The sequence below is a fragment of the Agrobacterium bohemicum genome, assembly GCF_001562555.1.
Classification (GTDB): domain Bacteria; phylum Pseudomonadota; class Alphaproteobacteria; order Rhizobiales; family Rhizobiaceae; genus Agrobacterium; species Agrobacterium bohemicum.
The window spans coordinates 104,828-128,454 of record NZ_KQ961037.1; the positions used below are offsets into that span (position 1 = coordinate 104,828).

Consider the following 23,627-nt stretch of genomic DNA (forward strand, 5'->3'; position numbering starts at 1 on the left):
AATGTCGAGTTTTCTCGTCGCTTTACAGCATCGATGTAGGGAAGAGCGTGTTGATGCGGATTGTCGGCTGAAAGGCATAAAGGCAATCGTCAACAGGAGGGAGCCTGTGCCTGCGAAAAGCGACAAAGGTGGCTCCCTCCATTTGGCCGCCGGCTTCTGATTGGTCCGTACCGCTTCGAACGCGCTCTCTGGCTCTGTTCACTATTTAATGCTCGACGGATTGGCTCTCTTAGTGTCAGAGGCAGCGCATCTAATAGTGTTTGGCCTCGAACCAATATCATCCAATCCACCCTTTCTGCCTCATTTTCCATCATTTTGCGTATCGCTGAAAAAAGCGGCTTGACGAAAGGTCCGCGAACAGCTTCATTGAACCAATCATAAATTGGTGCGAACCATTGAACGAGAAACCAGGCGACATTGCTGTTGAGAATTCCAACTACGCTTTGGAGCGTTTGCGTGAACTGTTGCGCGTCACCACCCTTGCCGCCGATGGGAAATTGCCGACAGAGCGAGCGCTTTCAGAGCGATTTGGTGTAGGCCGGCGCGAAATCCGCCGGGCACTGGAGGTTCTTGAGGCTGAAGGGCTAATCTGGCGCAAGCAGGGTGCCGGCACGTTCTTGGGCCAGAGGCCGGACAGCTGGAGCGATCACGCTGCCAGTCTGGTGACCGGAACCAATTTCATGGAAATCATGGAAGTGCGCCTGAGACTGGAGCCGCAACTGGCACAACTGGCTGCACTGCGCGCCAAGGACGCCGATATTGAGCGCATGCGGGATCTGCGCGACAAGATTTATGAGCGAACGGATGCGGATTGGCGCGAGCTTTGGGACGGTTCTCTGCACCGGCTCATCGCACAGTCGGCTGGCAATCAGCTTTTCCTCTCGCTCTTCGATGTCATCAACCGCGTTCGTCAGGACCCGGTTTGGCAATCGGTGCGCGAACGCGCTCGCAAGCAGCATAAAACACTGCGTGAATCGCGCGATCAACACACGGATATCATCGAGGCCATCGCTTCGCGGGATCCTGCGCGGGCCGGAGAGGCCATGCGCACGCACCTGCTGACGCTTCAGGAACGACTGATCCGCCAGACATCGATGGAACAGAGCGATCAGCCAGCATTCATTGAGGAGACGACCAAGTCTTAAAGCCGCCCACACTTTGAAAACAAAAGACCGGAAAACCGGCTTGTTGAAAAATCACCAGAGGAACAGAGATCATGAAACGACTGAAAAAACTTTCCGGACTTCTTTTTGTAAGCTCACTGATGGCAACATCGGCACTATCCGCCGACTTGCGGATTGGCCTGATGGACGATGCCGATGTGCTTGATCCCGCTCAGTCGCGCACATTCGTTGGCCGCATCGTCTACACCAGCCTGTGCGACAAGCTGGTCGATCTCGACAATAATCTCTCCATCATTCCACAGTTGGCCACCAAATGGGCCTGGGGTGACAATGGCGGCACGTTGACGATGGACTTGCGTGAAGGCGTCGTCTTCCACGATGGCACGCCGTTTAACGCCGAAGCGGTGGTTTACAATATCGACCGCAACATGACGCTGCCGGAATCGCGCCGCAAAAGCGAACTCGCATCTGTTGCCAAGGTCGAAGCGACTGGGCCATACCAAGTCAAGTTCACACTGAAAAGCCCGGATGCCAGCCTTCTGGCGCAGCTTTCAGACCGCGCCGGCATGATGATTTCGCCGACAGCTGGTAAGGAGCTGGGCGCCAAGTTCAATACGAAACCCGTGTGCTCCGGTGCTTTCAAATTTGTGGAACGCATCCAGCAGGACCGTATCGTTCTGGAGAAATTCGCCGATTACTGGAACAAGGACAATATTTTCATTGATACGGTCACGTTCCTGCCGATCCCGGATACAACGGTACGTCTGGCCAACCTGCAATCGGGCGATCTCGATCTTGCAGAACGCATTTCTGCGTCGGACGTGGCGTCCGTCAAGGCAGATGCGAAACTTAACTACGGCGAGATCGTCGGACCCGGTTACATGGCGCTATATGTAAACATCGGTAATGGCGCCAAGGCAGACAACCCTTTCGGTAAGGACAAGCGTCTTCGTCAGGCCTTCTCCCTTTCAATCGACCGCGAAGCGATCAACCAGGTGGTTTTTGAGGGCACTGCCATGGCAGGCAACCAGCCGTGGCCGCCTTCCAGCCCATGGTACAACAAGGACATACCAGTTCCTGCCCGTGACGTTGAAAAGGCAAAGGCGTTGATGAAGGAGGCCGGGTTCGACAAATACGAAATCGAACTTCAGCACGCCAACAACACCACACAGACGCAGGCGATGCAGGTCATCCAGTCCATGGCTGCCGAAGCCGGGTTTGATGTGAAACTGAAGGCCACCGAGTTCGCCACGTTGCTGTCAGAGCAAACTGCAGGTAACTACGTTCTGTCGCGCTCCGATTGGTCCGGCCGTTCCGACCCTGATGGCAACATCCACCAGTTCGTGACCTGCAAGGGCGGTATCAACGACACCAAATATTGCAATCCTGAAGTCGACAAGCTGCTGAACGAGGCGCGTGCCTCGACGGACAATGCCGTTCGCAAAACGAAATACGACGCCGCCACCAAAATCCTCGATGAGGATTTGCCGCTGATCTATCTCGGCCATCAGGCCTATCTCTACGCCTATTCCAAGAAAATCAGCGGCTTCACGCCATCCGGTGACGGCATGATCCGTCTGACCGGGGTCAAGAAGACTGACTGAAGCTGCCTTGTGCACGTGCGGGATGCGCCCTTCAGCGCATTCCGCAACCCTACTCCAAAGCCTTGCCCGTATAAGGATTTGCTTTCATGCATATCTACATCGCCAAGCGGCTGCTGGTAGCGATACCGACGTTGCTGATCATCTCCGTTTTTGTCTTCTCGTTGCAGAAACTTCTGCCTGGCGACCCCATTCTCGCCATGGCCGGAGAGGAACGCGATCCTGCGGTGATTGAACTGCTGCGCGAGAAATACCGGATGAACGATCCTGTCGTGTATCAGTATTTTTATTGGCTCGGCTCCGTGGTGCAGGGAGATTTCGGCGTATCCTTGCGCACCAACCAGCCGGTGCTGGAGCTGGTGGCTGAGAAGCTGCCTGTCACCATTCAGCTCGCACTGATGTCCATGTTTTTTGCCTTCGTCATCGGGGTGCCAATGGGCATTCTGGCGGCCGTGAAGCAGAACACGTGGATTGATTACCTCGCCAACATCGTTGCTTTGTCGGGGCTTTCCATTCCCAACTTCTGGCTTGGCATCATGCTGATCCTGCTGGTTTCCGTTCAACTCGGCTGGCTACCGGCTTCGGGCTACGAGTCGATTTTCGTTGATCCGGTTCGCTCCCTGCAAACCATGATAATGCCGTCCTTCGTTTTGGGAACGGGACTGGCCGCAACGCTCATGCGACACACGCGCTCGTCCATGCTGTCGGTGATGAAGTCAGATTACATTCGTACCGCTCGTGCCAAGGGATTATCCACCCGTGAAGTCGTCCTCAGCCATTCGTTCCGCAACGCGCTTTTGCCCGTCATTACATTGACTGCACTGCTGTTCGGCGAGCTTCTGGCCGGTGCAGTGCTTACCGAGCAGATTTTTACCATCCCCGGATTCGGCAAGCTGATCGTTGATGCAGTGTTCAACCGTGATTACGCGGTGGTGCAAGGCGTCGTGCTGTGCACAGCCGTTGGCTTCATCTTCATGAACCTGCTGGCGGATGTCGTCACCGTTCTTCTCAATCCACGCATGAGGGCAGCCATATGAGTGTGTCTGCACAGGTCGCCCCAGCCGCAAAGACAAAACCCCGCGAAAACCGGGCGTGGAAGAAGATGAAGCGTAATCGCAGTGCGATTGCCGGTCTCATCATCATTGCCTTCTTCACCGTACTGGCAATCGCCGCCCCACTTCTGCCGCTGGCCGATCCGCTCGCCACGAGCTGGGGTGCCATACGCAAAGCGCCTTCGGCAGCGCACTGGCTCGGCACCGACGATATTGGCCGCGACGTTCTTTCCCGGATGATCTGGGGCGCTCAGGCATCCTTGATGGCGGGCGTCATATCGGTCGCGATCGCCGTTCTGACGGGCGTCCCCTTCGGGCTCATTTCCGGTTATTTCGGTGGCTGGGTCGATCAGGTGATTTCACGCATCACGGAAGCATTTCTCGCCATGCCGTTTCTGATCATGGCGATTGCGCTCGCCGCTTTCCTTGGACCGAGTCTGATGAATGCGATGATCGCCATCGGCCTGTCCGCCATGCCCATTTTCGTGCGGCTTACCCGCTCCCAGGTGCTCGCCGTCAAGACGGAAGATTACATCGAGGGTGCGCGCTCCATCGGGCTTGGCCACGGCGATATCATGCTGCGTTATATCCTGCCCAACATCGTGCCACCGATCATCGTGCAAGCGACACTGACGGTCGCCACCGCCATCATTGCCGAAGCAAGCCTTTCGTTCCTCGGCCTTGGCCAGCAGGCTCCCGCTCCAAGCTGGGGCTCAATGCTCAACGTTGCCAAGAACTTCCTGACCCAGGCACCATGGATGGCGATGTGGCCGGGGGTCGCGATCTTCTGTGTCGTGATTGGCTTCAATCTGCTTGGCGATGGTCTGCGCGATGCGCTCGATCCACGCGAAAACTAAGAATTCCAAAGGATACTACCATGACCACATTCACCACCCGTCCGGAAATTCTCGGTACTTTCGGCGTCGTTACATCAACGCACTGGATTGCCTCTGCTGTCGGCATGAGCATTCTGGAAAAAGGTGGCAATGCCTTTGACGCCGCCGTTGCCACCGGTTTCGTCCTGCAGGTTATGGAGCCGCACCTGAACGGACCGGGCGGCGATATGCCCGCCATCATCTACTCGAAAAAGAAAGACAAGGTCGAGGTCATCTGTGCGCAGGGCACGGCACCGGCAGCGGCGACCATCGAACATTATACCGCGGAGGGCATTAATCTCATTCCCGGTGATGGCCTGCTTGCAACCGTCATTCCCGGCGCCTTCGATGGCTGGATGCTGATGCTGCGCGACTACGGCACCATGACCGTTCGCGAGGTGCTGGAGCCTTCGATCTACTATCTCGAAAACGGCCATCCGATGCTGCCGCGCGTGGCAGCCACCATCAAGGGACTGGCCGATTTCTTCCAGAAGGAATGGCCTACCTCCTATGAGACATGGTTGCCGGGCGGGTTTGCACCCGAGCCGTATTCCAGCTTCAAGAACCCGGTTCTCGCTCAGACGTGGAAACGCATCATCGCGGAATCTGAGGCCAAGCCCGGTCGCGAGGCTGGCATCGACGCTGCACGTGATGCGTTCTATCGGGGTTTCGTCGCGGAGGCGATCAGCGACTATCTCAAGACTGCGGAAGTCATGGATGCCAGCGGCAACCGCCACAAGGGTGTGCTGACCGCCGAGGATATGGCCAATTGGACGGCGACCATCGAAGACCCCACGACCTATGATTATCACGGCTGGACGATTGCCAAGACAGGTCCATGGGGGCAAGGTCCTGTGCTGCTCCAGTCACTGGCGATCCTGAAGGGCATCGATATCGGCGCGATGGACCCCGCAGGCGCGGACTTCGTCCACACGGTGGTCGAAGCGATGAAGCTGTCCTTTGCCGACCGCGAGGTTTATTACGGCGACCCGGACTTCGGGCAAATCCCCACCCAGACGCTGCTGTCGGACGGATATAATGACGAACGCCGCAAGCTGATCACCGATAAAGCCTCCATGGACCTGCGCCCCGGTCGCATACCCGGTTTCGATACCCAACATGATCTCACCATGGGAATGCTTAATTCGATGGCAGGCATCGGTGCCGTCTACGAGCCAACCATGTCACACCTGACCGAAAAGCGCGGCGATACAGTGCATATCGATGTCATCGATCGTGACGGCAACATGGTGTCCGTCACCCCATCAGGTGGCTGGTTGCAGTCATCGCCTATCATTCCCGGTCTTGGCTTCTGTCTCAATTCCCGCGCGCAGATGTTCTGGATGAAGCCGGGCCTGCCAACATCTCTGGCACCCGGCAAGCGTCCGCGTACAACGCTCACCCCTTCGCTGGCCCTGTTTGAGGGAAGGCCGACGCTGGCCTTCGGAACGCCAGGCGGTGATCAACAGGACCAGTGGCAGCTGTCTTTCTTCCTGCGTTACGCCCATTTTGGCATGAATTTGCAGGAGGCAATCGACCTGCCGCTGTTCCATACCACCCACTTCCCAGGCTCCTTCTATCCGCGTACGCGCCAGCCGGGCAATGTCATGATCGAGCGCAGCATTGGCGAGGCAGCACTTTCCGATCTCAAGACGCGTGGGCATGATATTTCCGCAGCCGACCCCTGGACAGTTGGTCGCCTGACTGCGGCGCGACGAGACGCCGACGGTTTGTTGAGGGCTGCCGCCACTCCACGCCTGATGCAAGCCTACGCAGTGGGACGGTAATCGCATGACCTGGTCCATCGTCGCGCGAGAACCCGAAACAGGCCATCTGGGAATTGCCGTTGCCACCCGCTTCTTTGCGGTTGGCGCGCTCGTTCCGCATATTCGCGGCAAGATTGGCGCGATTGCCACGCAGGCCTTTATCAACCCCACCTATGGCACGGATGGATTGACCCAGCTTGCCGAAGGCAAGATGCCGCAAGAGATCATTGATGCCCTCATCTCGCGGGATGAAGGCAGCGCCCAGCGGCAGTTGCATATGATCGATGCCGAAGGTCACAATGCAGCTTTCACCGGAGAAAGCTGCATTGATTGGGCGGGGCATCTGGTGGATCACAACGTCTCCGTCGCAGGGAACATGCTGGCCGGGCCTCAGGTGATCGAACAGACGATGCGGATCTACAGGGACACTGTGGGCCTGCCATTTGCCGAACGTCTGCTTCTCGCCATAGAGGCAGGCGAAGCTGCAGGTGGAGACAAACGCGGCCGGCAATCGGCGGCACTAGTGGTTTACCGGGATCAGGATTATCCGTGGCTCAACGTTCGCACCGATGACCACGCCGATCCCCTGGTGGAACTCCGCCGCCTCTATGCCGTGGCGCAGGAACGTTATCTGTACGTGGCCGAGACAATGCCGACACGCGCCAATCCGCATGGCATGCGTGACAGAACTGAAATCGATGAAAAAATAGCAACTTTGGAAGCCGCGCGGGCAGCGAAGGGCGTGGCTTCTTCGTCCTTCGCGACGCCGCTGAAACCAGCATGATGCCGGGGAAAACGATATGACCGAAGCCGTTAAAACATCGCCGCGCGAAACCGTCCTTTCGGTTCAAAACCTCACCACCTCCTTCATGGTGGATGGCGAATGGAAGAGTGTCGTGCGTGACCTTTCATTCGAGGTGAAGGCCGGAGAAACCGTTGCCATCGTCGGGGAAAGCGGATCGGGCAAGAGCGTCACCTCTCTCTCCATAATGCGGTTGCTGGATAAGCACTCCAGCCGTATCGAAGGCAAGGTTCTGCTCGGGGAAAGAGAGATTCTCGCGATTTCCGAGAAGGAAATGCGCACCGTGCGCGGCAATGACGTGGCGATGATTTTTCAGGAGCCGATGACATCGCTCAATCCCGTATTCACCATCGGCCGCCAGATTTCTGAAGTGCTGACCCGTCACAAGGGCATGAACAAGGCGCAGGCGCGGGCAGAAACCATCCGGCTGTTGGAAAAGGTCCGCATTCCCAATGCCCAGACCCGTTTCGATGAGTACCCGCACCAGTTCTCAGGCGGCATGCGACAGCGGGTGATGATCGCCATGGCGCTGGCATCGAGGCCCAAGCTTCTGATTGCCGACGAACCGACGACCGCGCTCGATGTTACAATCCAGGGCCAGATCCTCGATCTCATCAAGCAGTTGCAGGAAGAGGAAGGCATGGCCGTTCTCTTCATCACCCATGACATGGGTGTCGTTGCCGAGATTGCCGACCGCACGATCGTGATGTTCCGCGGCGATCAGGTCGAAACCGGCGAAACTGCCGATGTCTTTCACAGTGGCCAGCATCCCTATACCCGCGCGTTGCTGGCGGCAGTTCCGAAGCTCGGCTCCATGGAGGGGCATAAATGGCCGCTGCGCTTTCCCCGTGTCGATATGGCAAGCGGCGAAATCTCGGATGCCAAGGAGGTGTCAAATACCGTCGAGAGCGGCATGACGCCGGTTCTTTCGGTCAAGAACCTCGTGACACGTTTCGATATCTGTTCAGGACTGCTGGGCCGCGCAACGGGTGCTGTGCATGCCGTGGAGAATGTCTCCTTCGATCTGTTTCAGGGCGAAACCCTGTCTCTGGTTGGCGAATCCGGTTGCGGTAAATCAACGACGGGGCGCTCCATTGCCCGACTGGTAGAACCTCGCAGTGGTCAGGTCACGCTGGATGGTTTCAATGTTCTGACGCTTGATCCGGTGGCCTTGCGCAACATGCGACGCAGCGTGCAGATGATTTTTCAAGATCCGTTCTCCAGTCTCAATCCGCGCATGACGGTGGGCTATGCGGTGGCCGAACCGATGATCAAACACAAGATCGCGTCGTCTTCGCAGGCCAAGCAGCTGGCTACCGACTTGCTGGAGCGTGTCGGTCTGTCGGCCTCGATGATGGATCGTTATCCGCATGAATTTTCCGGTGGCCAACGTCAGCGTATCGCTATTGCGCGTGCACTGGCATTGAACCCCAAGGTCATCATCGCGGATGAAAGCGTGTCTGCTCTCGACGTGTCGATCAAGGCCCAGGTGTGCAATCTGCTGCTCGATCTTCAGGAGCAGTTCAAGATCGCCTTCCTGTTCATCAGCCATGATATGGCCGTGGTAGAGCGGGTGAGCCACCGGGTTGCCGTCATGTATCTCGGCGAAATCGTCGAAATCGGCCCACGAGCATCCATATTCGCCAACCCGCAACACCCCTACACCAAGAAACTGATGGCCGCAGTGCCGGTACCCGATCCCGCGCGCAGAGGCTTGCGCCGCAATGCTGCGATCGAGGAACTGAAAAGCCCAATTCGTCCGTTAGGTTACAACAGCCCGGAAAGAATTTACCGTGACGTGTCGCCGGGACATAAGGTTTTATCGTGATGTTGTTTTGAAGGATTTATTACTGAGGTCATTTTAATTGACCGCCCGGATTTTGTTCTCATCTGGATTCCTAATTGGGGTGACGAGCGGCTTTCCTGTCCACCGTCGTGGCTCGCCGCAAATTGTGCGTCCTCGCAGACGGGCCATTTTCGTCGTAAGACCGGTCTCGCCGACCCTTCAGGACGTCCGGTCGATCCTACTTCAACGCGGGTGGCCAAACCTTGGAGCGTCCAATTCCGAATAGAAATTAGCGCGCTTACTTCACACCGTTCGATAGAAATGCCTGAAGCTCCGGCGTTTGGGGATTCGCGAACAATTCGGCTGAAGGACCTGCTTCCCAGATCTTACCCTGATGCATGAAGACCGTAATATTCGCGACGCTGCGAGCGAAATTCATTTCATGGGTTACCAGCAGCATGGTCATGCCCTCCCGAGCCAGCTCTTCAATCACGAGAAGAACTTCGCCGGTCAGTTCCGGATCGAGAGCCGATGTGACTTCATCGAAAAGCATGACCTTCGGTCGCATTGCAAGCGACCGGGCAATGGCCACGCGCTGCTGCTGACCGCCCGACAGCATTTCCGGATAAACCGCGAATTTATCGGCAAGGCCGACGCGTTCCAGTGCCTTTCGGGCTAAAATATCGGCATCTGCTTTCGACACCCCCTGGGTGATGCGTGGCGAAAGCATGATGTTTTCGCCAACAGTCAGATGTGGAAACAGGTTATAGCTCTGAAAGACGATACCGACGTCCTTACGCAATGCCCGCAACTTGGCCTGATCCTGCTCTACCTGATGACCAGCCGCATGGATGCTTCCAGACTGGAACGCCTCCAGCCCGTTAATGCAGCGCAACATGGTGCTTTTCCCAGAACCACTGCGGCCTATGAGTGCGACGACCTGCCCGGTCTCCACGCGCATCGAAACGCCTTTGAGAACTTCCAGCGCACCGTAACGCTTGTGAACTTGGTCAATGGCTACGACCGACATGGAGAACCCTTTCAAGATAACGACTTAGGCGTGAAAGCGGAAAGCAGATGAAGAAGTAGATGAGCGCGACCACCATGAAGACTTTGAACGGCTCGAAGGTGGCGTTGTTGATCAACTGACCAGCTCGCGACAGTTCTATAAATCCGACGACTGAGACGATGGACGTGTTCTTGACCAGTTGGACGAGAAACCCGACCGTTGGCGGTAACGATATCCTCAGTGCCTGCGGCAGGATGATATAGCGGTATTGCTGAGTGCGGGTCAGCGCCAGCGAAGCCGAGGCTTCCCATTGCTGAAACGGGACCGCCTGGATCGATCCGCGCCAAATCTCTGCCAGATATGCCGACACGTAAATCGCCAACGACGCGGACGCTGCCAACAGAGGCGGAATATCGAAGCCGATCAACGTCAGGCCGTAATAGGACATGAACAAGATCATCAAGACCGGAATGGACTGGATAACAAGTATATAACCGATAGCAATGGCACGAAGTAGGCTGTTTTGTGCCAGGCGCATGATAGCGATAGCGCCACCAAACGCGGCACCGATGCTGAAAGCAATCGCTGTCAAAACGACGGTCCAACCAGCCGAGCGCAACAGAAAAAGAAATTCAGGCCAACCAAAAGAAGTCATCAGGCGGCGCTCCCTTTGGTGGCGATTGCGGGAATGACATCTGGCTTGACACGTTTGCCGAAGAGAACGTGACCCAACCCGATCAAACCAAGCTTCAATGTCAGCGCAATGACCAAATAGGCAATGGTCACGATGATGTAGCTTTCGAAGCTGCGGAACGTGCGCTGCTCCACGATGGCAGCGGAACCGGAAAGTTCTGGCACGGAAATGAAAGAGCAAATACTGGAGGCCAGAAGCATCAGTACGAACTGACTGGACAGTGCTGGCCAGACCTTGGCAAACGCTGGTTTCAGTACGATGTAGCGGAACACTTGCAGCCTGCTCAGCGCCAGTGAAAGGCCTGCCTCAAGCTGGGATTTGTGCGTGGAATCGACACCTGCCCGGATGATTTCTGTCGAATAGGCCGAGAGGTTCAGCGTCATAGCCAGCAGCCCCGCCTCGATACCCGACATCCGCAGGCCCAGGAGGGGAAGACCGAAAAATATCATGAACAACTGCACCAGAAACGGCGTGTTGCGGAGAAGCTCGACATAAGCGTCGACACAAAAAGCGAGAATGCCACCAGCCAGGCTGCGAAGCCCGACGAGCAGAATAGCCAGCGCCGTTCCCAGAATGATCGCACCGGCGGAAAGCAAGATTGTTAGCTTGATCCCATTCAAGATCAGGTCGGTTTCAGCCAACACGGGTTCGAACTGAAGTGTGAAACTCATGATCTATGTCCTTGATCTGGCCACTTACCATAGAAAGCTCTGGTGCCGCCAAAGCGGCACCAGAGCCGCCTTAGTAAGTCGGCAGCTTCGGGAGCGGCGATCCAACCCATTTTTTGGAGATTGCATCCAGTTCGCCGCTGGCTTTCATCTTCTCGATGGTGCCGTTCAACCATTGCTGAAGCTCCACGGCATCCTTTCGAACAGCCATCGAATTGGGCTGCATGGAGAAAAAGAACTTCGCTTCGATGGTGGTTTCGCCGCGCGCCTTCATCGCAGCATTGGATTGCGCTTCAGGGCTGGCAACAGCCTTGACCTGACGCGAGAACAAGGCCTGCATCGTTGTCGCGTCATCATCGAAACGCAAAACTGTCAAGCCAAGCTCACGTTCGCGATCAACCAGTTGATGTTCGACGCTGGAGCCACGGTTGACACCAACCATCATGCCCTTCAGACCTGACCAGTCGGTGATTTTCTCATCCTTGCTGGCATAAATGCCGACCTGGAATGCGCTATAGGGATTGGTGAATGTAACGGCTTTTTCACGCTCCGGGGTTTTGGCAAGCGTTGCGACCAGAAAATCGACCTTACGCGCCTCGAGTGCCGGAATACGCGACGGCGGTGTCAGTTGAACCATCTCGACCGGGACACCCATATATTTGCCGACCAGCGCCGCAACATCGGCGTCATATCCGATGGCATTGCCCATGGCGTCGACCGACCCGAACGGTGGAGCGCCCACCAGCACGCCGATCTTCACCTTGCCCCGCTTGACGATTTCATCGACACTTTGCGCATGCGTCACGGTGGCTGTCAGCATGCTGGCGCAAATCGCAACCACGGCACCTGCCAGTTTAAATGATTTGGAAATGCTCATCACTCTCTCCCTTGTTAATTGAGCTTACGGTCTTGTCACCCTTTCGAATCCGGCCTCCCCGCCGGATGTCGTTAGCTGTCCTTTCTGACGATGTTGATGCAGGGTGAACCTGCCAAACGATGCGCGATATTGTCTGCAATCGTCTGCTGGCGTCGGCGCACTGTGCCATGCGTCCATCCCGACATGTGCGGCGTCATGATCAGGTTTTTCAACGTGTGGAACGGCAGACTGGACGGCAATTGTATCGGCTTGCCGGGACCTGGATAGGTGTACCAGGTGTCGATAACCGCGCCGCCGATCTTCCCTTCATTCAGCGCATCGTAAAGCGCCTGCTCATCGATGGTCGGGCCGCGACCGACGTTGAAAATGACCGCACCGGGCTTCATTGCGCTGAAGGAGTCGGCGTTGACGATCCCGGTCGTCGAAGGAGTCATTGGCACCGAAACCACGACGTAGTCAGCCGTCGGCCAGAAATCGGCCAGTTCATTCAGCGTAAACGATTGGTCCACCATCTCGGAATTCGCAACGGGGCTGCGATTGGCAACGCTGACCTGCATGCCAAACGCCTTGGCGCGCCGGGCAATGGCCTGGCCGATGTGGCCGAAGCCCAGCAGACCAATCGTCTTGCCACAGATTTCGTCATGGAGACGGTCTCGCGAGCCGGATGAATAGGCCCAGTTTCCCTGACGCAGCTTCGCATCAGCGTCGTCAAGCGGCACATGACGGTTGAGGATGCCAGCGAAAACATATTCCGCAATCGCTGGATCATGCCCGAAGCAGTTGCAAACCAGGGCAGTTGCGGGCAGCAATTCCAAATTGACGGCGTCATATCCAGCGCCCGGCACATGGAACAGCGATAGATTTTCGGGTAGCGGAAGGCTGGCATCGAACTTGACGCCGACGATCATGTCGGCTGTGGCATAAGCCTTCTTCTGCTCGTCCGTCTCCAGCACATCCGGCAATACGATAATCCGCGCGTCGTGCGGCGCAAGATCGGCAAAACCATGACTGAAGCAGGCGGCATTTTCACCGTGAAACACGATGCGTGGCATCGTCAGTCCCTCCCCTGAATTCTAAAAATTGGCTCGATACTGCAATCCAGCAGACGCGGGTCCAAGCCTGATTCCATCGTATCGAACATCGAATCCACGAAGGCGATGAGCTGGTTTGAGGCCGAGACCGCTGCATCCATGTGCCGATTGGCGACAGCGCTCAGCACCGCGAGATGGCAATCGATTGTCGGGGTCAGATCGATCTGCACCGAGCAATGGGTGTGATGGATAAACCCGATGCGACGAAAGATGGTGTGGAGGGGTCGCAGTGTGTGTTCGAGGAACGGTTCGCTTGCGGCAGCCAGCAGAATCTGATCGATCCGCCGATCGATATCATTGAATTCCGCCAGCGTGATCTCGTCACGTTTCGCCTTCAGTGCTCGCTCGATATGTAGCATTTGATTGCGATGCGACAGGCTGGCGCGCTCTATTGCCAGTCTGACGACAAAACGCTCCATGTCTCCGCGCAATTGCAACAGCATGCGCTCACGAGCAAGGTCGATCGGGGCAACCTTCAGGCCATGGCGCGGAACGATGATAAAAAGCGTATCTGCGGCAAGGCGATTGACGGCATTATGAACCGGCGTCCGGCCCAGACCGGTCAAATCCTGCAACTCCTGCACGGTCAAGGACTGGCCGGGCTTCAGCTCGCACTTGATCAACATTTCTTCGATGCGCTGGTAAGCAAGTTCGAAGAAATTCACGCGGTTGCGCCGCGGCAAGGTCTCGCCTTCCACCACCAAGGATGGAGCCGTCCGTTTTTTCGCCATGAACGATTTCCTCCCGTCACGACAAAGCCAACTTGGCTCATCTAGAAAAATGTTTAAAACATGTTGTGAAATATTACAAGCAAGATTATTGTCCCCGCCCAAGGGAGAGGTGCAACTGGCAACAGGGCCGGCATCGCAGCGGGTAGGAGAAAACACCGTGAAGATCACGCAGATCGAGACGCTGAAAACCGAAGAGTTTTCCAATGTCCTATGGGTTCGCATACACACTGATGCCGGGATCATCGGGCTCGGCGAGACATTTTACGGTGCGGGAGCCGTCGAAGCGCATATCCACGACACATTGGCGATGCGCCTGTTAGGCAAAAACCCACTACATATCGAAGCGTTGCACCGGGAAATGACCAATCTTCCCATGGCGCAGGCATCAACGGGGGCAGAATCCCGCGCGACGTCGGCTATCGACATTGGCCTGTGGGATATCTTTGGCAAGGTCTGTGATCAGCCGGTCCATCAGATGCTTGGCGGCTTGTGCCGCGACAAGCAGCGTGTTTACAACACCTGCGCTGGTTACAAATATGTCCGATCCCACAACATCAAGCCGGTTTCCACCTGGAACCTTGGCGATGCGAACGGCCCTTACGAAGATCTCGACGGCTTCATGAACCGGGCGGACGCCGTGGCCGAAAGTCTGCTGGAAAGCGGCATTACCGCCATGAAAATCTGGCCCTTCGACCCGGCAGCGATTGAGAACAACGGCGTGCACATCACGCCTGAGCAGATGAAGAAGGCTGTCGAGCCATTCGAGAAAATCCGCAAGGCGGTGGGTGATAAGATCGAGATCATGGTCGAATTCCACTCGTTGTGGAACCTGCCGACTGCCATCAAGATCGCGCGCGTGCTGGAACAATATCAGCCGACCTGGTACGAAGATCCCATCCGCATGAACTCGCCGCAGGCACTGAGCGAGTTTGCACGCTCCACGACCGTTCCGGTCTGCGCAAGCGAAACGCTCGGTTCGCGTTTTCCCTACAAGGATATGTTGGACCGCGATGCGATGCAGATCGTCATGGCCGATCTCTGCTGGACCGGCGGTCTGACGGAAGGGCGCAAGATCGCCGCACTGGCCGACACCTATCACCGCCCCTTCGCCCCGCATGACTGCATCGGCCCTGTCGGCTTCATCGCGGCAATCCACGCGTCCTTCAGCCAGCCAAACACGCTGATCCAGGAATCCGTGCGTGCCTTCTATACCGGATGGTACAAGGAACTTGTCGACAATGTCCCGGTCATCAAGGATGGCTACGTCCTGCCGATGCAAGGTCCGGGACTGGGTGTTGATCTTCTTCCTGCCGTCTATGAACGCTCGGACCTCAGCGTCCGTCGCAGCACATTGTGAGGCCCATCATGACCAATCCCCTTTTCGATCTCAAAGGGCGCAACGCGCTCGTCACCGGCTCCTCACGCGGCCTTGGCCGCGCCATGGCTGACGGCTTCGCTGCTGCCGGGGCGCATGTCATCATCAACGGCACCAACGGTGAACGTGTCACCAGCACCGTGGCCGATTTCTCAGCAAACGGCTATGAGGCCAGCGCTTCCGTTTTCGATGTCACCTCGGAAGAGGCCATCAAAGCAGCCTTTGCAGATTTCGACGCACAAGGCGTAGACATCGATATTCTCGTCAACAATGCCGGCATTCAGTTCCGCAAACCGATGGTCGATCTGGAAACGGCAGACTGGCAACGGGTGATCGACACCAACCTGACCAGCGCTTTCATGCTGGGACGGGAGGCGGCACGCCGCATGATCCCGCGCGGCCGCGGCAAGATCATCAATATCGGCTCGCTGACCAGCGAACTGGCGCGCGCCACCGTGGCACCCTATACGGTCGCCAAGGGCGGCATCAAAATGCTGACCCGCGCCATGGCTGCCGAATGGGCGCAGTTCGGCATTCAAGCCAATGCCATCGGACCCGGTTATATGATCACCGACATGAACCAGGCCCTGATCGACAATCCTGAATTCGACGCTTGGGTCAAAGGCCGCACACCCGCGAAACGCTGGGGCAAGCCAGAGGAACTGGCGGGAACCGCCGTTTACCTGGCATCGACGGCATCGGACTATGTCAATGGCCAGATCATCTACGTCGATGGCGGGATGCTTTCGGTGCTGTGACGCAGCAAAAAACATCGAATAGCGGGAGGAGATAAGACTATGCGAGGGATCATCATCCACGCCCCCAAAGACCTGCGTGTAGAAGAGGTGGAAGAACCAGAACTGGCTTCGAACGAGGTGCGAGTACAGGTTTCGATAGGTGGCATTTGCGGGTCGGATCTGCATTATTATCACCATGGCGGGTTCGGAACGATCAGGGTTTTGGAGCCGATGGCGCTCGGCCACGAGTTTGCAGGTGTCGTATCTGAGGTTGTCACCGGAGTGTCGCATCTCGTTCCGGGCATGCGCGTCGCCGTAAACCCCAGCCGGGCCTGTGGACACTGCCGCTTCTGTGCCGAAGGCATGCAGAACCAGTGCCTCGATATGCGTTTCATGGGCAGCGCAATGCGCGTTCCCCATATTCAAGGCGGCTTTCGTGAAACAGTGACGGTCAATGCTTCGCAATGCGTGCCGATTGCCGACAGCCTGTCCATGGGAGAGGCTGCGATGGCTGAACCTCTGGCCGTCTGCCTTCATGCGGCCAAGCAGGCAGGCTCACTGCTGGGCAAACAGGTACTGATTACTGGTGCAGGCCCAATTGGCGCGCTCTGCGTTCTCGTGGCGCGGTTTGCCGGTGCGGCCCGCATCGTGGTCACAGATGTGGCTGACGAACCCCTGGCGATCGCAAAGAAAATCGGCGCCGAGGAGGTCATCAACGTCGTTAAGAACACCACGACGCTTGAAGCTTACGGCAAGGAAAAAGGAACGTTCGATGTATTGTTTGAGGCATCGGGCAACCAGGCCGCACTTGCATCGGCGTTGGACGCGTTGCGACCCGGTGCCGTGATCATGCAGCTTGGGCTGGGCGGGGAGATGACACTTCCGGTCAACACCATCGTCACCAAGGAACTTCAGCTTCGTGGCACGTTCCGTTTCCACACCGAATTCGCTGAAGCTGTCGATCTGATGGGCAAGGGCCTGATCAATGTAAAACCACTCATTTCCGCAACCTTGCCATTTACATCAGCAACAAAAGCCTTCGAACTGGCAGGTGATCGGTCACGTAGCATGAAGGTTCAACTTGATTTTACGCGGAGCAATCCATGATTTCGATTGTCCCCCAACCCTTGACGCAGGAAACATTTGCGCCTTACGGACTGGTTTCCGGTCTGACGGAAGTTGGCTCCCTTCTCATTGAAGACGCTTTCGGTGCGACTGAAGACGCTCAAAAACCGGTGCTTCAAGTCGTCAAAATCGCCTCACCTCAACAGATTGTTGTGATCAAGCAATTGGAGGCTCACCCCTTTTCGGCGCAGACCTTCCTTCCCCTGGACATGGCGCCCTCTCTGATCGTCGTTTGTGACTGGAATGGAACCGAAGGACCCGACGTAGCGACGCTCAAAGCCTTCGTTGCACGGCCTGATCAGATTATCACCTATCACCGGGGCGTCCTGCATCACAAGATCACGCCACTCGCAGCATTGGCGACTTTTGCCATGGCGATGCGACAAACGGGCCGCGGCGGTGACACGGTTATTTACGAACTTGGCGAACCGGTTGGTGTCGATCCAAGCGTCTAGCGCAGCCTCATACGGAGTTCGTCGAGCAAAGATATCGCACGCTGCGTGGTTTGCACAGTTGGAAAGGGACTGAAGTGGTGCCACCAGTCGTCGCAAGCGGGGGCAGCGACTTTATGCGGAAGAGTTCTACGGCGATATGCTTCAGGCAGTCGATCTCAGGGATGGCTCGGGTGAAAGCGATGACGGATAGCCAAACTACCACAGTCTAATATGGCGAGCGGAAGGAATACGGATGGGATTCAATCTGGCGCGGTTTGTCATAGCGCAGCAGGACGTCTACAGCATAGCCTTGCGTGAGTTGCGTGCCGGCCGTAAGGAATCGCACTGGATGTGGTTCATCTTCCCCCAAATTCGCGGACTTGGTCGTTAGATACTGCCCGCTTTTACGCGATTTCGGGACTTTCAGAGGCCGAAGCCTACCTGAATCACTCTATTGTGGGGCCGCGTTTGGAGGAGTGCACGCACGCCATGCTTAGCCATCCTGATCTCGGCGCACATGACATTCTTGGATCTCCCGATGACGTCAAGTTTCATTCCAGCATGACATTGTTTGGAGCCGTCGCGCGGAGTGGTTCGTCGTTTGAAAAAGCTCTTGAGGTTTTTTACGGAGGTGAAGGCGATCAAGCAACGCTCGCAGCATTGTAAAACTGTGGCCAATTGGTTCCCGTACTTTCTAATTTTGCTTTCGAACGTCTGGCCAGAAAGCTGCCGGACCAATCCTACCGTAAAACTCATCCTGAGCATCTTGATGGAAATACTACAGCTCGGCGTGGGGAGCCTTAAATATGCTCGTTGACTTGAAAGCGGTGACACACCATCTGTTTGCCATGCCGAAGCGTGAAAAAAATCACATCGAACTGATCAGGACTTGGAGCTTGCCAGCCGCTGTAACGATGGGGTCGGCGGTTCGCGCGAAGGGCGTTCTGCAAGAAATACAGGCAAGGCTGCCTGCCATCTCGAAAAAATCGATTTCCCTTCAGGGCGTGGATCTCACACTTGCGATGGCCGCGAGTGAAAAGACTGCCTTCAATGTTGCGGCGGCCGTCGCTAAGAAAGTGATGACGGAAGCCGAAGCACTTCCCGTCATTCCGCGAGAAATCGAGGACATCCTGACCATCAAGACCAGCGAGCGACATCGTTGGCTTGCCGACGGTCGTCTGCCAAGCGCGGGCACGCGAACCGTCAGACTGAATGGACGCGCTCGCCAGATCACGTTCCATGTCTTCGACCCCAAGATGGTGGAAGAGCTTCTCGACAAGGGAGCCGTGGAAGAATGGCGGGTGGAGGATGCCGAAGCGAAAGCTGAAAAGAGGCAGCGGGCTGCGTATCAGGCGAAGCTGACGCGGTCTCTCAAGAAAGAGGCTGCGAAGCAATCCAAGAAGGCAAAAGATAGCTCTAGGGATACGGTCCCGAAGCTTGGCGGCTGGGAAGAGTTCGACGTCGACGGACTGCTTCGTTAATTCTGTTTCGTAAGCAGGCTCGCGCACAAGTCAGTCCGCGTGGACCTTGAACATCCTGCGCTCCCAGCACCAGCATGACAGCGCGAAACCCTTTGAACTCACTGACAAATTCCTCGCCGTACCAGACAGACGAGGGATACAACCGCAGAGCACGGCACCAATTTTCAACTCCCGGGCGCTGCGGCTGATCCGGCCAAAATTCCGCCGTCTATGGTCAGTTCCGCACCGGTCATGTAGGTCGCCTCGTCTGAACCAAGCAAGACGGCCAGTGCAGCCACCTCTTCTGGCTTACCAAAGCGTTGCATAGGCGTATCCTTGACCATAGCTGCTTCGCGGTCTGCGCGATCCGGTCCCCAGCATGGGTTCCCACATCGGCGTCATGACAGCGGCAGGATGGATGGAGTTGCAACGAATGTTTAGACCCTGACTGGCGCAGTAAAGGGCGACACTCTTGGTATGGTTCCGAATGGCGGCCTTCGATGAGGCATAGGCTGCAGCCAGGGGAATGCCAACAAGCCCCGAGCGCGAGGATATGTTGATGATAGAGCCCGAACCCTTTGCTCGCATGGCGCGGATGGCATAGCGGCAGCCGAGGAAGGTGCCGTCGAGATTAACGGCATGAACGGCGCGCCAGTCTGCGAGTTCTGCATTCTCCGGATCGTGGGCAGGCGGATTGCCTTCAAAAGGTCCCTCGAAACCGGTTATCCCTGCATTGTTGACGACCACATCAACGGTGAGAAATTGACGGGCGACTTCCGTCCATTCGGCTTCTGACGAGACATCAAGACGAAAGAATGTCCCTCCGATTGCGCCCGCAGTCGCCCGGCCCTTTTCCTCGTCTATGTCGGTGACGATGACGTGCGCCCCTTCATCGGCATAGGCTTGCGAAATGGCCGCGCCGATACCGCGCGCAGCCCCGGTCACGAGTGCGGTCTTGCCGTTCAGTCTGGGCATGATTGGTCCTTCAGGTGGTAATGACAAATGAAGCACCACGTCTAGTTTAGCCGTGGCCTCAGTAAGGAAAGTCCGGATTACCGGATACTGCTGTCCATGGTCATATACTCCCTATCAGCAGGTTCTGACTAACTCATCCTCACCAGGTCGGTCAAGAACCCGGAAATATGACCTGACATCCGCTTACTCAAAATGATCCAAACTACCAGGATCGGAGGGACGACAAGCCCTTCCAACACGCGATCAACAGCTGTCCCGAAGTCCTTGTGGGCCGTACGCTGCCTTGCTCGCGACACTGTATAGAGACGGAAGTTCCACCGCTATAGAGGAGCGTGCGAAACTCTTTCTTACCGTTCAATGCCACGAAAACGTCAACATTCATTCAGGCATGGTTCACGAGTTGAACTGCTAAATCACGTCATCGCCAACGGAGTGATGTGAGATGCGCAAGATAGTTATGGGCGCGGGAATAATTCTAAGCAGTGTGTTTGCAAACGTGGCCAACGCAATGCCGTCAGTTCAACCATCTGTCCCGTCGGTATCAGTCGTGCAAAAGGTAGACTACGCTTGTGGACGCGGATTCCACCTTTCCCCTCGTGGCTATTGCCGGCCAAATCGACCGCCGCCTGAATATCGAGATCGGTGGGAAGCCAGAAGAGAATGGAGTGATAGACGCGATCGTCGCGAATGGAGAGAACGCCGCGATTTTTATGACCAACGCACGTGGCGGGGGCGACATGAGTATCGTGACTACCGATGGTAATCGTTGGATTCTCTTGTGACTCGCAGCCGAGCCATTTGCTTAACGAGTTAGTCAAAGCTTGGCTTTATTTGGGAACCTGTGGTGCTCGATCCCGTTAGGTAATCATTCAACAAGGAGGAAAACCAATGGATCATACAAACCACGTTCGCCTATCGACGACAGAGTTGACCCCAGAAATCCTGGAAGGTGCCACTGTCTACGGCGCGGATGACCATAAGGTTGGCAAGGTCGATCATGTCCATGGCGCGGGCGCAGGCAGTCAAGTCATTATCGACGTCGGCGGCTTTCTCGGAATTGGTGCCAAGCCTGTTGCAGTCGCTCTCAGCGACCTTGATTTTATGCGTGACGAAGACGGCGATATCCATGCTGTGACGTCATGGACCAAAGACCAGTTGAAAGATATGCCAGAACATCATCACTGATGCGCTCAGGGCCCGGTAGCAAGATCGGGCCCTGAACCTGCCGCTTTTCCCGCAGTCTAACTATATTCTCATTCCGGCTCCATACACCGGAAGGTCACACATTGAAGATTCGTTCACCAAGGCCCAATAGTGTCAGGACTTAGGGCCCCCGGTTCGAGTTCATTTGCCAGCCAAGGACCTTCTGTCCACCGAACACCATTTCAGTTGGCATTTGGAAGATAAAATAAGGGTTGAGGACAGGTAGCGCGGTGGCTTCCACCAGCCGCTGCAGATGGTCTTCCTCCAGCACCACATTCAGCGAGGCGATGTTCTGGGTGAGTTGGTCTACCCTGCTTGCGCCGATCAACACGGAGGACACGCCAGGGCGTTTCGCCAGCCAGGCCAGGGCGACCTCCGCAGGCGAACGGCCGACTTGCGATGCTACAGCCTTAAGAGCATCTACAATATCAAAGTTGCGATCCGTGAACAGCATACCGCCAAACGGGTTGTCACCGTTGAGGCGCCCATCGCTTTCGCCTTCGGTCACAGTTCCGGTCTTGTCTGGTAGAGCGGTTGCACGGTTGGCGTCGCTGACCTTGTCACGACCGTATTTTCCCGTGAGCAGGCCAGCCGCAAGCGGGCTCCATGGTACCATGCCCAAACCGAATTCGGCGCCAGCCGGAATGAGATCCAACTCCACTCCGCGGTCGATTAGTGAATAGGCGTATTGCAATCCGATTGGCTTGGGCAGGCCATGCGCTTCGGCCAGCGTCGCGACTTTTGCCACATACCATGCAGGCGTGTTGGAAAAACCGTAATGCAGGATTTTACCGGAGCGAACCGCATCGGTCAGTGTTTGCAGAACCTCCTCTGCTGGTGTGGTACGGTCCCACACATGCATCCAGTACATATCTATGTAATCGGTTTTCAACCGCTTTAGCGAGCCTTCTATGCCCATACGGATGTTCTTGGCACCGTTACCGCCCCATAAAGGTGTTCCCTGCCCGCGCGGAAAACCGGATTTGGTCGCAATCACTAACCGATCACGCGTGCTACTGTCGGACACAAACTCTCCGAGCATTTCCTCGCTACGGCCCGCGGAATAGACATCTGCAGTATCGATGAAATTGCCGCCTGCTTCGACATAGGCGTCGAAAAGCGCGCGCGAGGTTTTGTCACCGGCTCCCCAGCGCTCTGCCCCGAATGTCATGGTGCCCAGCGCCAACGGGCTGACGATCAGGCCGGATTTGCCGAGCGTGCGGTAACTGGTGAGATTCATAGGTATTCTCCATCTTTGTCATGCAACATGATGTAACGACAGGCGCCCACGAGGATAAGCCATTGATAGCGACATGAACTTGTGAGCACAGTGCATCAATGGAACGAAATGAACTCAATGATCTGCTTGCCTTTGCTGCAGTGGCACGCGAGCGCAGCTTCACCCGTGCTGCTGCCATTCTCGGCATGTCACCCTCTGCGCTGAGCCATGCGATGCGCGGACTGGAGGAACGGTTGGGCGTGCGGCTTCTGTCGCGCACGACGCGCAGCGTCGCGCCAACAGAACCGGGCGTGCGGTTGCTAGAATCGCTCAATCCGGCGCTCGCCGATATCGAAAGCGGGCTGGAAGCCTTGGCGGAGTGGCGTGACAACCCTTCCGGCACGGTCAGTATCACCACGTTCGCCTATGCGGCGCGCATGGTGCTTTTACCGAAACTGCCAGCCTTCCTGCTGGCTAATCCGGATGTCAGGGTTGAGGTCAATATCGATGATGGCCTGACGGATATCGTCGCAGCAGGCTTCGATGCCGGTATTCGACTAGGAGAAGCCGTCGCCAAGGACATGGTCGCGGTCAAGGTCGGGCCGGATTTGAGGACGGTGGTGGTCGGCACGCCGTCCTATTTCGACCGCTACCCTCCCCCGCTGACTCCATATGACCTCGAACGGCACGCCTGTATCGGCTACCGGCTGACGACATCCGGTGGATTGTTGCCTTGGGAATTCGAGAAAGACGGCAAAGAGATCAATATCCGCACCAGCGGCCCCTTGATCGCCAATGATGGCGATCTGCCAGCCGCTGCGGTTCGTGCCGGCGCGGGACTAGGCTACATCATGGAGCATGATGTGGCTGACGAGATCGCGGCAGGAACCCTTGTTCAGGTCCTGAAGGACTGGTGTCCAAGCTATCCGGGGTTTTATCTGTATCACCCCGGTCGCAGGCAATCGCCACCAGCCCTTAGGGCGCTGATCGCGGCCCTCAAACTGGCATGACCATGCACCTCAT

22 protein-coding genes and 3 pseudogenes are annotated in these 23,627 nt (G+C 56.5%); 16 read left to right on the top strand and 9 right to left on the bottom strand.

Going from position 1 to position 23,627, the window contains the following annotated elements; translation table 11 throughout:
• Window positions 1-27: 27 nt before the first annotated feature.
• Window positions 28-281 (bottom strand): annotated as a pseudogene (locus ATO67_RS23625) (hypothetical protein); the annotation flags it as partial.
• A gap of 114 nt (window positions 282-395) precedes the next feature.
• On the opposite strand from ATO67_RS23625, the gene ATO67_RS20925 reads away from it, so the two are divergent.
• The 7 genes from ATO67_RS20925 to ATO67_RS20955 all read left to right on the top strand — a co-directional run bounded on the left by ATO67_RS20925 (window position 396) and on the right by ATO67_RS20955 (window position 9,048).
• Window positions 396-1,145: a FadR/GntR family transcriptional regulator gene (locus ATO67_RS20925; RefSeq protein WP_245304055.1), complete on the top strand. Its 750-nt coding sequence runs from the start codon at window positions 396-398 to the stop codon at window positions 1,143-1,145.
• A 119-nt stretch (window positions 1,146-1,264) separates the two neighbouring features.
• A complete protein-coding gene (locus ATO67_RS20930; RefSeq protein WP_425352243.1) occupies window positions 1,265-2,728 on the top strand; it encodes an ABC transporter substrate-binding protein in 1,464 nt (487 codons plus the stop codon).
• Between the two features lie 86 nt (window positions 2,729-2,814).
• On the top strand, window positions 2,815-3,762 hold the full coding sequence (locus ATO67_RS20935; protein WP_067653589.1) for an ABC transporter permease: 948 nt from the start codon (window positions 2,815-2,817) through the stop codon (window positions 3,760-3,762).
• A complete protein-coding gene (locus ATO67_RS20940; RefSeq protein WP_067653591.1) occupies window positions 3,759-4,634 on the top strand; it encodes an ABC transporter permease in 876 nt (291 codons plus the stop codon). Before ATO67_RS20935 ends, ATO67_RS20940 begins: the two co-directional genes overlap by 4 nt.
• A 20-nt stretch (window positions 4,635-4,654) precedes the next feature.
• Entirely contained in the window at window positions 4,655-6,439 is a 1,785-nt protein-coding gene (locus tag ATO67_RS20945; protein WP_067653593.1) for a gamma-glutamyltransferase family protein, read from the top strand.
• Between the two features lie 4 nt (window positions 6,440-6,443).
• Complete coding sequence (locus ATO67_RS20950) at window positions 6,444-7,202, top strand: DUF1028 domain-containing protein (RefSeq protein WP_067653595.1); 759 nt, start codon at window positions 6,444-6,446, stop codon at window positions 7,200-7,202.
• 16 nt (window positions 7,203-7,218) lie between these two features.
• On the top strand, window positions 7,219-9,048 hold the full coding sequence (locus tag ATO67_RS20955; protein WP_067653597.1) for an ABC transporter ATP-binding protein: 1,830 nt from the start codon (window positions 7,219-7,221) through the stop codon (window positions 9,046-9,048).
• A gap of 256 nt (window positions 9,049-9,304) precedes the next feature.
• On the opposite strand, the gene ATO67_RS20960 is transcribed toward ATO67_RS20955, so the two are convergent.
• The 6 genes from ATO67_RS20960 to ATO67_RS20985 all read right to left on the bottom strand — a co-directional run bounded on the left by ATO67_RS20960 (window position 9,305) and on the right by ATO67_RS20985 (window position 14,076).
• A complete protein-coding gene (locus tag ATO67_RS20960) occupies window positions 9,305-10,036 on the bottom strand; it encodes an amino acid ABC transporter ATP-binding protein (RefSeq protein WP_067653599.1) in 732 nt (243 codons plus the stop codon).
• Window positions 10,017-10,670, bottom strand: coding sequence for an amino acid ABC transporter permease (locus ATO67_RS20965; RefSeq protein ID WP_067653600.1), 654 nt, complete (start codon window positions 10,668-10,670; stop codon window positions 10,017-10,019). Before ATO67_RS20965 ends, ATO67_RS20960 begins: the two co-directional genes overlap by 20 nt.
• Complete coding sequence (locus tag ATO67_RS20970) at window positions 10,670-11,380, bottom strand: amino acid ABC transporter permease (RefSeq protein WP_067653602.1); 711 nt, start codon at window positions 11,378-11,380, stop codon at window positions 10,670-10,672. The genes ATO67_RS20965 and ATO67_RS20970 overlap by 1 nt, the downstream gene beginning before the upstream one ends.
• Before the next feature lie 70 nt (window positions 11,381-11,450).
• Complete coding sequence (locus ATO67_RS20975; RefSeq protein ID WP_067653604.1) at window positions 11,451-12,254, bottom strand: transporter substrate-binding domain-containing protein; 804 nt, start codon at window positions 12,252-12,254, stop codon at window positions 11,451-11,453.
• A 71-nt stretch (window positions 12,255-12,325) separates the two neighbouring features.
• Window positions 12,326-13,306 (bottom strand): 2-hydroxyacid dehydrogenase, encoded by a 981-nt coding sequence (locus tag ATO67_RS20980; RefSeq protein WP_067653605.1) that lies wholly within the window; start codon window positions 13,304-13,306, stop codon window positions 12,326-12,328.
• A 2-nt stretch (window positions 13,307-13,308) separates the two neighbouring features.
• Window positions 13,309-14,076, bottom strand: coding sequence for a GntR family transcriptional regulator (locus ATO67_RS20985; protein WP_067653606.1), 768 nt, complete (start codon window positions 14,074-14,076; stop codon window positions 13,309-13,311).
• A 157-nt stretch (window positions 14,077-14,233) separates the two neighbouring features.
• On the opposite strand from ATO67_RS20985, the gene ATO67_RS20990 reads away from it, so the two are divergent.
• From ATO67_RS20990 to ATO67_RS21015, 6 genes and pseudogenes are all read left to right on the top strand, one after another.
• Window positions 14,234-15,433, top strand: coding sequence for a mandelate racemase/muconate lactonizing enzyme family protein (locus tag ATO67_RS20990; protein WP_067653608.1), 1,200 nt, complete (start codon window positions 14,234-14,236; stop codon window positions 15,431-15,433).
• Window positions 15,434-15,441: 8 nt separating this feature from the next.
• A complete protein-coding gene (locus tag ATO67_RS20995; RefSeq protein ID WP_067653610.1) occupies window positions 15,442-16,209 on the top strand; it encodes an SDR family oxidoreductase in 768 nt (255 codons plus the stop codon).
• Between the two features lie 39 nt (window positions 16,210-16,248).
• Entirely contained in the window at window positions 16,249-17,295 is a 1,047-nt protein-coding gene (locus ATO67_RS21000) for an L-idonate 5-dehydrogenase (protein ID WP_067653612.1), read from the top strand.
• Window positions 17,292-17,768 (top strand): ureidoglycolate lyase, encoded by a 477-nt coding sequence (locus ATO67_RS21005; RefSeq protein WP_067653613.1) that lies wholly within the window; start codon window positions 17,292-17,294, stop codon window positions 17,766-17,768. The genes ATO67_RS21000 and ATO67_RS21005 overlap by 4 nt, the downstream gene beginning before the upstream one ends.
• 232 nt (window positions 17,769-18,000) lie before the next feature.
• A pseudogene (locus ATO67_RS21010) lies at window positions 18,001-18,413 on the top strand (DUF1810 domain-containing protein).
• A gap of 182 nt (window positions 18,414-18,595) precedes the next feature.
• Window positions 18,596-19,228 (top strand): hypothetical protein, encoded by a 633-nt coding sequence (locus ATO67_RS21015; protein WP_067653654.1) that lies wholly within the window; start codon window positions 18,596-18,598, stop codon window positions 19,226-19,228.
• A 164-nt stretch (window positions 19,229-19,392) separates the two neighbouring features.
• On the opposite strand, the pseudogene ATO67_RS21020 reads toward ATO67_RS21015, so the two are convergent.
• Window positions 19,393-20,182: pseudogene (locus ATO67_RS21020) on the bottom strand (SDR family oxidoreductase).
• 442 nt (window positions 20,183-20,624) lie between these two features.
• On the opposite strand from ATO67_RS21020, the gene ATO67_RS23925 reads away from it, so the two are divergent.
• Together ATO67_RS23925 and ATO67_RS21030 are read left to right on the top strand one after the other, a co-directional pair.
• Complete coding sequence (locus ATO67_RS23925) at window positions 20,625-20,945, top strand: GCG_CRPN prefix-to-repeats domain-containing protein (RefSeq protein WP_082760374.1); 321 nt, start codon at window positions 20,625-20,627, stop codon at window positions 20,943-20,945.
• A 125-nt stretch (window positions 20,946-21,070) separates the two neighbouring features.
• Window positions 21,071-21,367 (top strand): PRC-barrel domain-containing protein, encoded by a 297-nt coding sequence (locus tag ATO67_RS21030; RefSeq protein ID WP_067653617.1) that lies wholly within the window; start codon window positions 21,071-21,073, stop codon window positions 21,365-21,367.
• A gap of 139 nt (window positions 21,368-21,506) precedes the next feature.
• Here ATO67_RS21030 and ATO67_RS21035 read toward each other — a convergent pair whose 3' ends face one another.
• The gene (locus tag ATO67_RS21035) at window positions 21,507-22,625 is read right to left on the bottom strand and encodes an aldo/keto reductase (protein WP_067653619.1); all 1,119 of its coding nucleotides are present in this window, start codon (window positions 22,623-22,625) and stop codon (window positions 21,507-21,509) included.
• 98 nt (window positions 22,626-22,723) lie between these two features.
• Between ATO67_RS21035 and ATO67_RS21040 the strand changes: the two genes are divergently transcribed.
• Entirely contained in the window at window positions 22,724-23,614 is an 891-nt protein-coding gene (locus tag ATO67_RS21040) for a LysR family transcriptional regulator (RefSeq protein ID WP_067653621.1), read from the top strand.
• Window positions 23,615-23,627 lie beyond the last annotated feature (13 nt).

What these genes read in the sequence shown, in the direction of transcription:
- ATO67_RS21040 (WP_067653621.1), top strand. Translation starts at nt 22,724, where the DNA reads ATGGAACGAAATGAACTCAATGATCTGCTTGCCTTTGCTGCAGTGGCA.
- ATO67_RS20965 (WP_067653600.1), bottom strand. Translation starts at nt 10,670, where the DNA reads ATGACTTCTTTTGGTTGGCCTGAATTTCTTTTTCTGTTGCGCTCGGCT.
- ATO67_RS20930 (WP_425352243.1), top strand. Translation starts at nt 1,265, where the DNA reads ATGGCAACATCGGCACTATCCGCCGACTTGCGGATTGGCCTGATGGAC.
- ATO67_RS20940 (WP_067653591.1), top strand. Translation starts at nt 3,759, where the DNA reads ATGAGTGTGTCTGCACAGGTCGCCCCAGCCGCAAAGACAAAACCCCGC.
- ATO67_RS20975 (WP_067653604.1), bottom strand. Translation starts at nt 12,254, where the DNA reads ATGAGCATTTCCAAATCATTTAAACTGGCAGGTGCCGTGGTTGCGATT.
- ATO67_RS20970 (WP_067653602.1), bottom strand. Translation starts at nt 11,380, where the DNA reads ATGAGTTTCACACTTCAGTTCGAACCCGTGTTGGCTGAAACCGACCTG.
- ATO67_RS21005 (WP_067653613.1), top strand. Translation starts at nt 17,292, where the DNA reads ATGATTTCGATTGTCCCCCAACCCTTGACGCAGGAAACATTTGCGCCT.
- ATO67_RS20945 (WP_067653593.1), top strand. Translation starts at nt 4,655, where the DNA reads ATGACCACATTCACCACCCGTCCGGAAATTCTCGGTACTTTCGGCGTC.
- ATO67_RS21000 (WP_067653612.1), top strand. Translation starts at nt 16,249, where the DNA reads ATGCGAGGGATCATCATCCACGCCCCCAAAGACCTGCGTGTAGAAGAG.
- ATO67_RS20980 (WP_067653605.1), bottom strand. Translation starts at nt 13,306, where the DNA reads ATGCCACGCATCGTGTTTCACGGTGAAAATGCCGCCTGCTTCAGTCAT.
- ATO67_RS21030 (WP_067653617.1), top strand. Translation starts at nt 21,071, where the DNA reads ATGGATCATACAAACCACGTTCGCCTATCGACGACAGAGTTGACCCCA.
- ATO67_RS21035 (WP_067653619.1), bottom strand. Translation starts at nt 22,625, where the DNA reads ATGAATCTCACCAGTTACCGCACGCTCGGCAAATCCGGCCTGATCGTC.
- ATO67_RS20935 (WP_067653589.1), top strand. Translation starts at nt 2,815, where the DNA reads ATGCATATCTACATCGCCAAGCGGCTGCTGGTAGCGATACCGACGTTG.
- ATO67_RS20985 (WP_067653606.1), bottom strand. Translation starts at nt 14,076, where the DNA reads ATGGCGAAAAAACGGACGGCTCCATCCTTGGTGGTGGAAGGCGAGACC.
- ATO67_RS20960 (WP_067653599.1), bottom strand. Translation starts at nt 10,036, where the DNA reads ATGTCGGTCGTAGCCATTGACCAAGTTCACAAGCGTTACGGTGCGCTG.
- ATO67_RS21015 (WP_067653654.1), top strand. Translation starts at nt 18,596, where the DNA reads ATGCCGAAGCGTGAAAAAAATCACATCGAACTGATCAGGACTTGGAGC.
- ATO67_RS20995 (WP_067653610.1), top strand. Translation starts at nt 15,442, where the DNA reads ATGACCAATCCCCTTTTCGATCTCAAAGGGCGCAACGCGCTCGTCACC.
- ATO67_RS23925 (WP_082760374.1), top strand. Translation starts at nt 20,625, where the DNA reads ATGCGCAAGATAGTTATGGGCGCGGGAATAATTCTAAGCAGTGTGTTT.
- ATO67_RS20950 (WP_067653595.1), top strand. Translation starts at nt 6,444, where the DNA reads ATGACCTGGTCCATCGTCGCGCGAGAACCCGAAACAGGCCATCTGGGA.
- ATO67_RS20955 (WP_067653597.1), top strand. Translation starts at nt 7,219, where the DNA reads ATGACCGAAGCCGTTAAAACATCGCCGCGCGAAACCGTCCTTTCGGTT.